11 protein-coding genes are annotated in these 12,766 nt (G+C 49.9%); 10 read left to right on the forward strand and 1 reads right to left on the reverse strand.

Annotated features, from left to right (window positions below; genetic code table 11):
- Positions 1 to 147: 147 nt before the first annotated feature.
- From CBE73_RS16830 to CBE73_RS16855, 6 genes are all read left to right on the forward strand, one after another.
- Positions 148 to 2,157, forward strand: coding sequence for a bifunctional 2',3'-cyclic-nucleotide 2'-phosphodiesterase/3'-nucleotidase (locus CBE73_RS16830; RefSeq protein ID WP_308420926.1), 2,010 nt, complete (start codon positions 148 to 150; stop codon positions 2,155 to 2,157).
- A gap of 255 nt (positions 2,158 to 2,412) precedes the next feature.
- Positions 2,413 to 2,844 carry a MerR family transcriptional regulator gene (locus tag CBE73_RS16835; protein ID WP_094095213.1) on the forward strand — a complete coding sequence of 144 codons (432 nt, stop codon included), beginning with the start codon at positions 2,413 to 2,415 and terminating at the stop codon, positions 2,842 to 2,844.
- A 91-nt stretch (positions 2,845 to 2,935) separates the two neighbouring features.
- On the forward strand, positions 2,936 to 4,156 hold the full coding sequence (locus tag CBE73_RS16840; RefSeq protein WP_094096369.1) for an MFS transporter: 1,221 nt from the start codon (positions 2,936 to 2,938) through the stop codon (positions 4,154 to 4,156).
- Between the two features lie 19 nt (positions 4,157 to 4,175).
- Entirely contained in the window at positions 4,176 to 4,598 is a 423-nt protein-coding gene (locus CBE73_RS16845) for a universal stress protein (RefSeq protein ID WP_094095214.1), read from the forward strand.
- 150 nt (positions 4,599 to 4,748) lie between these two features.
- Positions 4,749 to 5,219, forward strand: coding sequence for a GNAT family N-acetyltransferase (locus CBE73_RS16850; protein ID WP_094095215.1), 471 nt, complete (start codon positions 4,749 to 4,751; stop codon positions 5,217 to 5,219).
- Between the two features lie 216 nt (positions 5,220 to 5,435).
- On the forward strand, positions 5,436 to 6,890 hold the full coding sequence (locus tag CBE73_RS16855) for a SulP family inorganic anion transporter (RefSeq protein WP_229752588.1): 1,455 nt from the start codon (positions 5,436 to 5,438) through the stop codon (positions 6,888 to 6,890).
- Positions 6,891 to 7,039: 149 nt separating this feature from the next.
- Here the strand turns inward: CBE73_RS16855 and CBE73_RS16860 are convergent, their stop codons facing one another.
- Positions 7,040 to 8,386: a 5'-deoxyadenosine deaminase gene (locus CBE73_RS16860; protein WP_094095216.1), complete on the reverse strand. Its 1,347-nt coding sequence runs from the start codon at positions 8,384 to 8,386 to the stop codon at positions 7,040 to 7,042.
- A gap of 237 nt (positions 8,387 to 8,623) precedes the next feature.
- On the opposite strand from CBE73_RS16860, the gene CBE73_RS16865 reads away from it, so the two are divergent.
- The 4 genes from CBE73_RS16865 to phnE all read left to right on the forward strand — a co-directional run bounded on the left by CBE73_RS16865 (position 8,624) and on the right by phnE (position 12,763).
- On the forward strand, positions 8,624 to 9,739 hold the full coding sequence (locus CBE73_RS16865; protein ID WP_094096371.1) for a phosphodiester glycosidase family protein: 1,116 nt from the start codon (positions 8,624 to 8,626) through the stop codon (positions 9,737 to 9,739).
- Between the two features lie 217 nt (positions 9,740 to 9,956).
- Positions 9,957 to 11,051 (forward strand): phosphate/phosphite/phosphonate ABC transporter substrate-binding protein, encoded by a 1,095-nt coding sequence (locus CBE73_RS16870; RefSeq protein ID WP_094095217.1) that lies wholly within the window; start codon positions 9,957 to 9,959, stop codon positions 11,049 to 11,051.
- Between the two features lie 121 nt (positions 11,052 to 11,172).
- Positions 11,173 to 11,955 carry a phosphonate ABC transporter ATP-binding protein gene (gene phnC, locus CBE73_RS16875; protein WP_094095218.1) on the forward strand — a complete coding sequence of 261 codons (783 nt, stop codon included), beginning with the start codon at positions 11,173 to 11,175 and terminating at the stop codon, positions 11,953 to 11,955.
- Positions 11,948 to 12,763: a phosphonate ABC transporter, permease protein PhnE gene (gene phnE / locus CBE73_RS16880; protein WP_094095219.1), complete on the forward strand. Its 816-nt coding sequence runs from the start codon at positions 11,948 to 11,950 to the stop codon at positions 12,761 to 12,763. The genes phnC and phnE overlap by 8 nt, the downstream gene beginning before the upstream one ends.
- Positions 12,764 to 12,766 lie beyond the last annotated feature (3 nt).

Here is a 12,766-nt window from a genome sequence, read left to right on the forward strand (position 1 = left end):
GCATTCGCATTCCCGTATTTGTTCAGATTGCCTGTCCCGTCAGCTCAGCTTCACGGCTATTTCCGGCTCTTTTTTTTAGCAAAATAAGCATTTAAGGGCGAAAGGCGGTATACTCGGAAGTGATTAAAGGCTGTGGGAGGAAATCCATTGAATACTGAACATTTAGAATCAAAGGGACTGAACGGGCAAAAGGAGAACCCGGATCTTTCCCTGACGGACAAAACGGCGATGGCCAAGCTGCGCATCCTGGCGACTACGGATGTGCATGTTCATCTGCTTGGATACGATTATTATGGGGATCAGGAGTCGAATCATAACGGACTTGTCTATACGGCGGGCCTGATCCGTCAGGCAAGACTTGAAGCACCGAACAGTCTGCTGCTCGACAACGGGGATATTCTGCAGGGCTCTCCGATGGGCGATTATGAAGCGCAGAAAGCTGCGAATGCAACGGATTCGTCTGTATCTGTTGAGGCGGGTTCAGCAGCAGTGGCGAAGAGTACCGGCATTCACCCGGTATTTAAGGCCATGAATTATCTCGGCTATGACGCCGGGACATTGGGCAACCATGAATTCAATTACGGCCTGGAGTATCTGCAGCAATGTTTGGAAATGGCCGATTTCCCTATTACAAATGCGAATATTATTGGGGTTGCCGATGGAGAGTTCAGCGGCCGTCCTCTGTTTAATCCCTTCGTTCTGCTGGACAAGCCGCTTAAGTGCGAGGATGGAACGGAGAGTACCGTTAAAATCGGTCTGATCGGTTTTGTTCCGCCTCAGATTATGCAATGGGACAGAGGGAACCTCGAAGGCAAAATCAAGGTGCGTGACATGCTGGAAACTGCCCGTGAATGGATTCCTGTCATGAAGGAACAGGGGGCGGAGATTGTTATCGCCATGGTTCATGCCGGATACGAGGATCTTCCAGAAACCCCTTATATGGAAAATGCCGCGCTTCACTTTGGACAGGTGCCCGATGTGGATGCGATTGTGTTCGGGCATGCGCACAAGCTGTTCCCTGGCCCGTTCTTCGAAGGCAAAACCGGTGTCGACAACCTGCGCGGAACGCTGCATGGCATCCCTGCGGTGGAACCGGGGTATGCGGGAGAGCATCTCGGCGTCATTGACCTGGAACTTGAGCGGGAGAACGGCAAATGGCGGGTGGCGGACGGCCGATCCGAATGTAGGCCGGTTTATGATACAGCGGCAGGCAAGCCGCTGGTGGAACCGGATGCGGAGCTGGCCCGTCTGCTGGAGAGCAACCATCAGGAAGTGCTGAATTATATCCGTGGAGCGGTGGGACGAACGACAGGACCGATCCATAGCTACTTCTCCCTGCTTGCAGACGACAGCTCGGTTCAGCTGATCAACGATGCGCAGCGAGAGTACACACGAAAACAGATGGCGGGTACGGTTTATGAAGGATTGCCCGTGCTGGCGGCTTCCGCCCCGTTTAAAACAGGCGGACGGTACGGCCCGGCGCATTTTACAAGCATTCCGGCCGGTGGACTGGCCATCAAGCATATTGCGGACTTGTACAATTATCCAAACACGCTCCATGCGCTGCATCTGAACGGGGCCGAGCTGAAGGAGTGGCTGGAATGGGCGGCAGGACTGTTTACACAGATCGATCCTCATTCCGCCGAGGAACAGCCATTGATCGACCCTGATTTTCCGAGCTTTAATTTTGATGTGATCGATGGGGTTGATTATGTAATTGATGTAACCAAACCGGCGAGGTATGATGCCGCAGGCAAGCTGATTCATCCGGAGTCGAACCGGATCGTAAGTCTTACTTATGAAGGCCGGCTTGTGGGAGCAGGGCAGTTTTTTGTTGTGGCGACCAACAGTTACCGGGCATTTTCGTCTGAACTGGCGAATCCGGGCGGACAAAGAATCGTGCTGGCTTCTACGGAAGAGAACCGTCAGGTGCTCACCCAATACATTCGCGATACGGGAACGATTCATCCTTATGCGGATGGCAATTGGAGACTGCTTCCGACCGGCGGGCAGCCGGTTATTACTTATCTAACTTCGCCAAAGGCTGTTCAAACCGCCGAGCATTGGGAAGGTTTGCATTTTGAAGGAATCAACGAAGCCGGTTTTGCCAAATTCCGGGTGGATCTGGATCAATTAAAGCCGAAAAAAGAGGAATAAAGCTAAAGAAAAAAAAGCAGCTTTGAACTCACGGCAAGTGCGTGCTAATGGCTAATGGCTGCAGCCAATGGATCGGCCGTTCCCGAAAGGGAACGGTCTTTTTGCTTTATAGCTTGTCTTGAAATCATAAAGGTTAACGTTGACGTTAACGTTACTTAAATATATAATATTTTACATAATAAAAAGTTATAGTGTAATAATTGTTATTATTCATGAGGATAGGAGGGGGAACCAGTTAAGGAAGGAGAGATACCTATGCTGTATAAAATTGATGAAGTGGCCAGAGAGTGTGGACTGACCAAACGAACGATCCGTTACTATGAGGAAATAGGTTTGCTGCCATCTCCCCAACGCAGCGAGGGCGGCATGCGGCTGTACAGCCAAAATGATATCGATCTGCTGAAGAAAATCGTCAGCGCGCGTGAGGTGCTGGGTTTCTCGCTGCAGGAGCTGCAGCAGTATGTCCAATATGCCGAAGTGCTTGCGGGCCAGAGGCAGGCTTATTTGGAGAAGATGAACAGCCTGAGTCTGGAGGAAAGAAAGAACAAGCTGATGGAGATCGATAGAACGGTAACGGATCAATTGGAGTTAATGGAACAGAAGATCCGCAATATCCGGGGATTTCAGGAGGAGCTCCTCGAGTTCCAGAAGCTTGTGAAGGGCGGACTTAAGAAGCTCGATGAATAGGGCCTGAATGGAATGGGCCTTAATGAGATGGTCTCGAATGGATTGGGCCAAGGAACGCAAAGAAACAAATGGAAATATGGAGGTTAAACTCATGAAATCAGAATCACAAAACACCGGGGAACTGCTGCAGAAGCGCTCTGGGATGTTATCGCAGCCTAAAGCTGTATGGGCTGTTGCTTTTGCCTGCGTCATATCATTTATGGGACTGGGACTGGTCGATCCGATTCTGCCGGCGATTGCCGAGCAGCTGAACGCCAGCAAAAGCCAGGTTTCCCTGCTGTTTACAAGCTATAACCTTGTAACGGGCCTGGCCATGCTGATTACCGGCGTTATTTCCAGCCGGATTGGAATTAAGTGGACCCTGCTGGTCGGGATGATTTTAATTGTGGCCTTCTCGGCACTCGGCGGTCTGTCGGACTCGATTGGCGGAATTGTAGGCTTTCGCGCGGGCTGGGGTTTGGGCAATGCTTTGTTTATCGCAACTGCGTTATCGGCGATCGTCGGATTCTCTACTTCAGGAACGGCCAAAGCCATTATTTTATATGAAGCAGCCTTGGGGCTGGGTATCTCCGTAGGCCCGCTGCTGGGCGGCGAGCTTGGATCGATCTCCTGGCGCGGTCCCTTCTTCGGTGTAGCCGGGCTGATGCTCCTCGGTTTCCTGTTTGTCCTGTTTGTTCTTCCTAAAGTCAAGAAGGCGGCAACAACGAGCAAAACCTCGTTGAAGGACCCGTTCAAAGCGTTGGCATATCCGTCTTTGCTGACGCTCGGGATCGTGGCTTTTCTGTACAACTTCGGATTTTTCACCTTGATGGCTTATTCGCCATATGTCATGGAGCTGGATGAGCATGGTTTAGGCTATGTATTCTTTGGCTGGGGTGTCCTGCTTGCTTTGTCTTCCGTATTTATTGCACCGAAAATTCAGCGCAGATTTAACCTGGTTCCTTCCATTGGCTGGATGCTGACGTTGTTTGCGGTTGATTTGGGCGTCATGGCGATCGGCACGATCAACCATTCGCCGAACACGGTTATTGTGGCGGTTATTGTAGCGGGCTTATTCCTCGGGATCAACAATACTTTGATTACTACGGCGGTTATGCAGGCCGCGCCTGTGGAACGTTCAACGGCATCCGCTGCGTACAGCTTTGTACGTTTTCTGGGCGGGGCTGTATCGCCTTGGCTCGCCGGCAAGTTGTCGGAGTGGTACACGGCTGAGCTGCCTTTCTGGTTCGGCGGGGCTATGGTACTGGTTGCGGTAATCGTGCTGGTTGCAAGAGGCCGCCATTTGCGCGGAATTAACATGGAAGGCCATTAAATTTAAGGAGTGATCCGCAATGTTAACTCATATTTTAGTTCCGGTGGATGGTTCTGATCATGCGTTGAACGCATTGGTTTATGCCAAAAATCTGACGCTCAGCTTATCCGTGCCTCCAAAGCTGACCGTGCTGCATGTCAATCCCGATGTCACGATCAACGAACCGCCGGTTGGCATCGAGCTGGATGAGCGCATCGCAGAGGAAGGCAGCCGGATGCTGACGCCGGTCCAAGCAATGCTGGCGGATCTGTCTTCCGGTTATAACACCTTGGTTAAACACGGCGATCCCGGCAAAATCATTTGCCGCACGGCCGGAGAGGAAGGAGCGGATCTGATCGTGATGGGCACAAGAGGAATGGGCCTGGTCTCCGAACTTCTGATCGGTTCCGTCAGCCATTATGTGATTCAGCATGCGGGTTGTCCTGTCCTGACAACTAAATAAGCAGCATTTTGTTTGTAATACAGAATTGAACCGGTTAGTCCGCCTAGATCTTAACAGGGAGGATCGAAAGCCGGTTCTTTTTTGTCTATAGAACTAAAACGTTTTCTGGGTTACAATGTATTCCAGTAAAATCAAGGAGATAGACAATACATGGTTACATTGGAGAGAATAAAGAAAGGCCAGGTACGTTCGGAGCTGGAGCTGATGAACTCCGATCCGTATTTTAATTGGGTTTCCAAGGGGAAGAAACAATTCAGCCTGGAGGAAGCGCTGGAAGAAATTTACGAGTCTGAAGCGTTAGGAACCGAGAGATACTTTATTGTGCTTAATGATAAGCGGATTGGTATTCTGGAGTTTTTGATGAAACATCCGAAGGACGGTCAAACCTGGCTGGGTCTGCTGTTGATCGGCAAACCTTGGCAGCGCAGGGGGTATGGAGAGCAAACCTTCAGGCTGTTTATGGTCATGATGCAGGAAAGAGAAGTCGCCCGCGTGCGGATTGGTGTTACGGCTGACAATGAACCGGCCCGGCATTTCTGGGTCAGGCAGGGGTTTAAACCGGTTGATTCGAGTCATAAGGAAGACGGACGGGAAATTATAATATATGAAAGACTCGTTTAGAAATAGGGATGAATAATGAGGAATCTCGTTTTTTAAGCGGTTACATAAAAGAATTCCGCTTTTGCTTCAAATTTTAGCGTCAAGTTACAATGGAAGCCTAAGTGTTGCATCGGACCTATATTAAACAAAAATATCGAGTGCAGACAAGTGGGATGCAGATAACACAGGCGTTCCTGATGTCTGCTCTTTGCTTTGACTCAGAAGGAGGATTTTTCTTTGTTTTTCACACAACTTAAGAAACACTGGCTCTCGAATACCCGGATCGATCTGTTGTCCGGTATGACCGTAGCGCTGGCGCTGATTCCTGAAGCTATCGCCTTCTCCATTGTAGCCGGCGTCAGCCCGATGGTCGGTTTGTATGCTTCCATTACGATGGCGATTATCATTTCGCTTGCCGGAGGACGCCCTGGTATGATCTCCGCGGCTACAGGTGCTATTGCGCTTCTCGTAACGGGACTTGTGAAGGACCATGGCGTCGAATATCTGTTCGCCGCAGCCGTGCTGGCCGGGGTGATTCAGATTATTTTAGGCGTACTCAAGCTGGGCAGATTTATTACCTTTGTGCCGCAGCCTGTTATGACGGGGTTTGTCAACGCGCTGGCGATCCTGATATTTATGGCGCAGCTGACCCATTTCAAAGGCCAGGGCTGGGTGATGTATGCTTTGGTAGCATTGACGCTGGTCATTATTTACGTGCTCCCGAGGATTACCAAGGCGGTTCCGCCTGCGCTGGTGGCCATCGTCATCGTGTCGATTCTTACCATTACGCTGCATTTGGATGTTTATAAGGTAGGCGATATGGGAGCGTTAAGCCGTGACCTTCCGACCTTCCATCTGCCGAACATCCCGTTTACCTGGGAGACGTTCATGATCATTTTGCCTTATTCGGTGTCTATGGCTTTTGTGGGCTTGCTGGAATCGCTGATGACAGCGATGCTGATCGATGATCTGACCGATACAAGCAGCAACAAAAACCGCGAAATGCGCGGTCAAGGCGTGGCGAACATCGTTACAGGTTTCTTCGGAGGCATGGGCGGCTGCGCGATGATCGGACAGTCGATGATTAATATCAAATCAGGGGGAAGAACACGTTTGTCCACCCTGGTGTCCGGCGTGTTTCTGATGATTCTGCTTGCTTTGCTGGGCGATATCGTCAAGCAGATCCCGATGGCCGCGCTGGTGGGCGTGATGATCGTCGTCTGTATCGGGACCTTCGACTGGAAATCCTTAACGACCTTAAATAAAATTCCTTTAGCGGACGCAATTGTGATGGTTGTAACGGTTATTGTTGTAGTCGCTACGGATAACCTGTCCATCGGCGTGGCGGTGGGCGTAGTGCTCAGTTCGGTCGTTTTTGCCTGGAAAATGGCCGTTGTCCGATTGGCGGCAGCCGCCGCGGAAGACGGAAGCAAGGTGTATACCGTCTCCGGGCAGATGTTCTTTGGCACGATGCACCACTTCGTGAACAGCTTCCATGTGGCGGAGGATCCGGACCGGATCACGATCGATTTCTCCAGAACCCATATTTGGGATCAATCGGCCGTTAACGGTATAGCCCGGGTGATTGAGAAATACCGCCAGCAGGGCAAGGAAGTCAGCATTAAAGGATTAAATGCCGAAAGCAAGGCGCTGGTAGAACGGATTGGACTGGCGGGGGCAGGCGGTCATTGATTCTCATATGAAAAAGCATTTAAAGGTGTTGCTGCATCCGCGGTAACACCTTTTTTAGAACCATTAACCATTTGTAAGTTTCAGGTTAATCGGCAGGCAAGAAGCGATGTGTGCTTCGAAACACGCCTTAGCTTGCGGAGGAATTGCTGTTAGGCCAAAGCCCCGCGCTTGAGCATACGTTTGATGCTGGTATTCGCCTCCTTGAGCACGGTGGCCTTATCCAGCGTTTTCACCAGACCGCTTTCCATGACCACTCTGCCGCCGATGATCGTTGTTTCCACGTCCGCCCGGGTAGCCGAATAGACAATCCGCGAGATGGGATCGACATCATAAGAAGGGAAAGTATGAAAGTTCATCAGGTTAAGGATCGCGAAATCGGCTTTTTTGCCGGTCTCAATGCTGCCGATCTCCTTCTCCATGCCGACCGCTTTGGCTCCGCCAATTGTGGCCATCCGGAAGACAGTGCGGGCATCCATCACGGTCGGACCGTGATAAGGTTTCTGAATTAATGCGGCGAGCCGCATTTCATTAAACATGTCGAGGTTGTTGTTGCAGGGGGCACCGTCTGCGCCAAGGCTGACGGAGATGCCCCGGGCAAGCAGATCCGGTGTTTCAGCGATCCCGGAGGCGAGCTTCAGATTGGAGCCGGGGCAGTGGCTGACACGGACCTTGCGGTCATGCAGAATCCGCTTCTCCTCCTCATCCAGCCAAATGCAGTGGGCCAGGATCAGCCGTTCGTTGGCAAGTCCGATATGATCGAGATAGACGATGTTGCGCATGCCGGTAGTGGCCTGCACAATATCGATTTCCCCGCGGTTCTCGGAGGCGTGAGTGTGTACCATCACATTATACCTGGCAGCCAAATCGCGGACTTCCTTCAGTAACGGCTCCGTGCAGGATATGACAAAGCGAGGACTGAAGGCGTAACGGATCCTTCCGTCATCATAGCCGTCCCACTGCTCCAGCAGATCGACGCTTTCCTGCAGGGATGCGGATGTATCCTCCTGAAGCGGAGGCGGAATGTCGCTGTCCTTCCGGTCCATCATCACTTTCCCGGACAAGGCGCGGATGCCGCTTTCAGCGATGGCCCGAAGGGCAGAGCCGGTATGGTGGACGGTCTCCATATCGACGATCGTTGTCGTCCCGCTGGAGATCAGCTCACCGAGGCCGAGCAGCGCGGAGTAATAGACCGATTCCTCGTCATGAGCAGCTTCCAGCGGCCAGATACGGTTCCGCAGCCAGTCCATCAGCTCCAGATCATCGCCTTTGCCGCGGAATAACGTCTGGCATAAATGGATATGAGTCTGCACGAAACCCGGAATGACCGTTCTGCCGGACGCGTCGAGCGTCCGAAATGGACCTTCAGGAGTGAGATGTCCGCCAATCGCGGCAATCCGTCCATTTTCGATCCAGATGTCTCCATGTAGAATATCCTCTGAAGCGTTCATCGTAATGATTTCGGCATTTTTGATCAACAAATTCTCCGGACTCTCCATCAGCGATCCCTCCTGCAAGAAGCTTATTACCGATTATCGCGGAAATTACGGCGCTTGAATAATGAGAATAACAAATCGGTTTGATAACACATTTTTATGCAGGATTAGATGGGAACAGCCTTTAATGAAAAAAATGAAACTTTCATTTCTGCCTTTTCGTCTATTATGAAAAGTGTTCGGGTATTCAAAGATTCCGGATATTTTAAGTCCTATTCACGGGAAAGAAGGAAACGTCACATGGCGCAAACAGCGCTGCCCAAACGCCAGGAAACGCGCGCGGGCAGAAATAGAAAGAAGAGAACTAAGAAACGCGGATTTTTTCGTTTTGTATACCGAATGGTTGTGACTGTTCTAATCTTGGGCATTATCGGCGTATGCTGGCTGTTCTTCACAAAGTCAGGGGAAAACTTCCGCTATTTGGCCGCAGATACAATCATCACTACCCAGCACCGGCAGTGGGCGAAATATATTATCGGGGAAGATGAGCTGAATAAGCGCGTGGCGAAGTATACGCAGCAGTTCGAACAGATGGGAACGGAGAAAGATACCCATACGATCAGCATTCCTACTCCGGTGAAGGCGGAAGAGAAACCTCTCGTGCAGATCGAGGAAATTTCGGGCGCCAGTTATCACGGCTACGTTATGACCGTTAATGATCCTACGAAAATCCGGCTCGGCGTACCTGCCAAGGTCGGCAAAGGCGAGAAGGTGTCGAGCATGGTCAGCCGTCTCGGCGCCATAGCCGGGGTTAATGCAGGCGGCTTTGACGATCCGAACTGGAAGGGCAACGGCTTTAAGCCGATTGGCGTAGTCATTTCGCAAGGCAAGCTGTATTACAACGGACTTGGCAGCAGCAGCTCCACCCAGATCGTAGGTATCGATAAACAGGGGAAAATGATCGCCGGCCGCTATACGCTGAATGAACTCAGCGACATGAACGTGCAGGAGGCCGTGACCTTTCAGCCGCGGATCATCGTAAACGGCAAAGGCCAAATCAAGAACCATAAGGACGGCTGGGGCATTGCTCCGCGTACCGCGATGGGTCAGCGCTCCGACGGCGCTATCCTCTTTGTGGTCATTGACGGCCGTCAGCCAGGGTATAGCATCGGTGCCGACTTGTATGATGTGCAGAACATTATGCTGAAGCACGGGGCTGTCATTGCCGCCAACCTGGACGGCGGTTCTTCGACTGTGCTGGTCAAGGACGGGGACATCTTAAACAAACCGTCTTCGCAGTACGGTGAACGTTATTTGCCCACAGCCTTCCTGGTCTTCGAGCATCCGGAGAACGTGACCGTGCCAAATGTATGGCAGGGACTCAATCCGAAGGATATTGACGGAGGGAAGAAATAACTCATACAGCATAGATATCTAAAAAAAGCAATCCCCGAAGGCTATTCCTTCGGGGATTTTAGTACAAAGAATTCTTTTCACGATTATATGAAAATATCATGAGTATCTATGTAAAAAAACTTATCATATTAATTTACATCTTGTTAACAACCCGTTAATATAAGAGAAGTATGATAGTTTTGTGTCTTAGATAATATACCTTAGGGGGATCTCAAGAGTGAAAAACAAGCTTTCTCTATTTGCTGCGTTCGCATTGGTTTTGGTGCTTCTGGCAGGCTGTGGCTCCAACAACAACACGGCGGCAAACAATTCATCCGCTGGCAACAGTTCTGCAGACAATACCGCTTCTGCTCCTGCTGCTGATACGTCGAAAGAAATCAAAGAGCTGAAGATCAGCTTTGTTCCATCCAAAGATCCAGGAGAAATCATTACAGCTACTGATCCTCTTAAAGATCTGTTGAAGAAGCAATTGGCTACTGAAGGCTACAATGTTGATACTGTTACTATTGATGTAGGTACTACTTACGAAGCTGTAGGTGAAGCTTTGACAGCCGGAACTACGGATGTCGGTTTCATTCCAGGCGGAACTTATGTCTTGTACGATGATGGCGCTGATGTCATCTTGACAGCTACACGCGCAGGATTGTCGAACGATTCCGATAATCCGAAAGACTGGAACGACAACAAACCAACTCAACCAACTGAAGATCAAGCGACTTACTACCGCGCATTGTTCTTTGCCGGTCCTTCTCCGAAGGGTCAAGAGTTGGCTGCTAAAGTAAACGCCGGTCAACAATTGACTTGGGACGACCTGAACAGCGCTAACTGGGCTGTAATGTCCACTTCTTCTTCCGCAGGTTATATCTACCCAACCCTGTGGCTGCAAAACAACTACCAAAAAGGTATCACTGATCTGGCTCATGTTGTAACTTCCGATTCCTACGGCAGTTCCTTTGCCCGTCTTGCTGCTGGACAAGCTGACGTAGTTGTCGCTTATGCTGATGCAAGAAGAGACTTCGAGAAACAATGGACAACAGACTTCGGCCGCGGCAAATCGATTTGGGACGAAACAAACATCATTGGCGTAACAGATGGTATCTATAACGATACAATCAGCGTGAGCAAAAACGATCCGCTGATGACAGATGACTTCAAGAAAGCATTGCAAGATGCCTTTATCGCTATCGGTCAAACCGAAGAAGGTAAGAAAGTTATCGCAATCTACAGCCATGAAGGCTACAAAGCGGCTCAATCTTCCGATTACGATGCTGAAAGAAAAGCACAAGAAATCATCAAGTCCTTGAAGAAGTAATTCGTCGCAACAATTTATCGGGATTTTATTTAAAAGGTGAGAGCATCATGCCTACATGATGCTCTCATCTTTTCCTAGTTCAAGAGAGTTAAGTCAAGTCTAAAGAGATCGGGGTAATTCCATGATAGAGTTTATTAATGTGGAGAAAAAATACGCAAACGGAACGGTTGCTCTGCAAAATATCAATTTGAAAATTGAGCAGGGTGAGTTCGTTGCTGTTATCGGCCTTTCCGGTGCGGGTAAGTCCACACTGATCCGCTGCATCAACCGGATGCATGATATCACAGGCGGGCAATTGAATGTAGACAACGTTGATGTTGGCAAGCTGAGAGGGAAACAAATCCGCCGTTTCCGCAGAAGAATCGGCATGATCTTCCAATCTTTTAACCTGGTGACGCGGACAACCGTACTGAAGAATGTACTGGTTTCCTTTGTACCGGACCTTCCGTTCTGGCGTAAGCTTACAGGCGTCTATAACCGTGATCATAAGATTAAAGCTTTGGAAGCGCTGGATAAAGTGGGTATTTTGGACAAGGCTTATATCCGCGTGGACCAGTTGTCCGGTGGTCAGCAGCAGCGGGTTGCTCTGGCACGTACGCTGGCTCAGAATCCGGACATTATTTTGGCGGACGAACCGATTGCTTCTCTTGACCCGGTAACGGCTAAGATGGTTATGGACGATTTCAAACGTATCAACCAAGAGATGAATATCTCCGTTATCATGAACATCCACCACGTGGAAGTTGCCCTTGAATACGCGGATCGTATTATCGGTATTCATAAGGGTACAGTGGTATTTGACGGTGAATCTGCGAAGGTGACTAAAGAAATTCTGGACACCATTTATGGAGGTCAGGTCGAGGAGGCCACAGCTTCGCTGGAGGAGAGTCCTGCCCATGTATGATAAAATCTTCCCGCCCAAGAAAATTGTTCTTCCCGACGGTAAGGTTGTTTTGGAGAAAAGAACGCGGTTACCGCTGATTTTGCTCATTTTAATCGTTGCCACTTATTATTCGGTGGAGCTCACTGATTTCAGCTTAAAGATTCTGTTCACTCGGATTGGTAATTTCTTCACCATTATCGGAAGCATGATTCCACCGGAATGGAGTTACTTTGACGACTTGCTAAGTGCGTTGTTTGCCACGCTGCAAATGTCTTTGCTGGGCTCGGTTATCGGGGCTGTGCTGGCCCTGCCTTTTGCGGTAGCGGCTTCGGCCAACATCATCCGTAATCGGGTAGTCGTTGCTGTATTCAAAGTTATCCTGAGCTTGCTAAGAACGCTTCCTACACTGGTAACGGCTCTGATCGCTACCTTTGTGTTTGGTCTTGGGCCAACAGCGGGGGTTGTAGCCATCCTGCTGTTCACGCTTTCCTATGTAGGGAAATTATTATATGAACAGATTGAGAACGTTGATATGGGTGCCTTTGAAGCTATGGAGTCGATCGGTATGTCCCGAATCGAAGCTTTCCGTTCTGCCATCATTCCTCAGGTCCTTCCGGGTTATCTGTCTACCTCGCTGTTCTGTTTTGAAGGCAACGTTCGTTATGCGGCGATTCTTGGTTATGTCGGCGCCGGCGGCGTAGGCCTTCTGATCAATGAGAACCTTGGCTGGCGCGATTATCCGAGCGTAGGGATGATTATCCTGGCGCTTGTCGTAACGGTGTATATCATTGAAACTGTCAGCGAGTATTTTAGAAAAAAGTTAATTTGAGGG

This window comes from Paenibacillus physcomitrellae (assembly GCF_002240225.1).
GTDB lineage: Bacteria > Bacillota > Bacilli > Paenibacillales > Paenibacillaceae > Fontibacillus > Fontibacillus physcomitrellae.

What these genes read in the sequence shown, in the direction of transcription:
- CBE73_RS16835 (WP_094095213.1), top strand. Translation starts at nt 2,413, where the DNA reads ATGCTGTATAAAATTGATGAAGTGGCCAGAGAGTGTGGACTGACCAAA.
- CBE73_RS16840 (WP_094096369.1), top strand. Translation starts at nt 2,936, where the DNA reads ATGAAATCAGAATCACAAAACACCGGGGAACTGCTGCAGAAGCGCTCT.
- CBE73_RS16845 (WP_094095214.1), top strand. Translation starts at nt 4,176, where the DNA reads ATGTTAACTCATATTTTAGTTCCGGTGGATGGTTCTGATCATGCGTTG.
- CBE73_RS16850 (WP_094095215.1), top strand. Translation starts at nt 4,749, where the DNA reads ATGGTTACATTGGAGAGAATAAAGAAAGGCCAGGTACGTTCGGAGCTG.
- CBE73_RS16860 (WP_094095216.1), bottom strand. Translation starts at nt 8,386, where the DNA reads ATGGAGAGTCCGGAGAATTTGTTGATCAAAAATGCCGAAATCATTACG.
- CBE73_RS16865 (WP_094096371.1), top strand. Translation starts at nt 8,624, where the DNA reads ATGGCGCAAACAGCGCTGCCCAAACGCCAGGAAACGCGCGCGGGCAGA.
- phnC (WP_094095218.1), top strand. Translation starts at nt 11,173, where the DNA reads ATGATAGAGTTTATTAATGTGGAGAAAAAATACGCAAACGGAACGGTT.
- phnE (WP_094095219.1), top strand. Translation starts at nt 11,948, where the DNA reads ATGTATGATAAAATCTTCCCGCCCAAGAAAATTGTTCTTCCCGACGGT.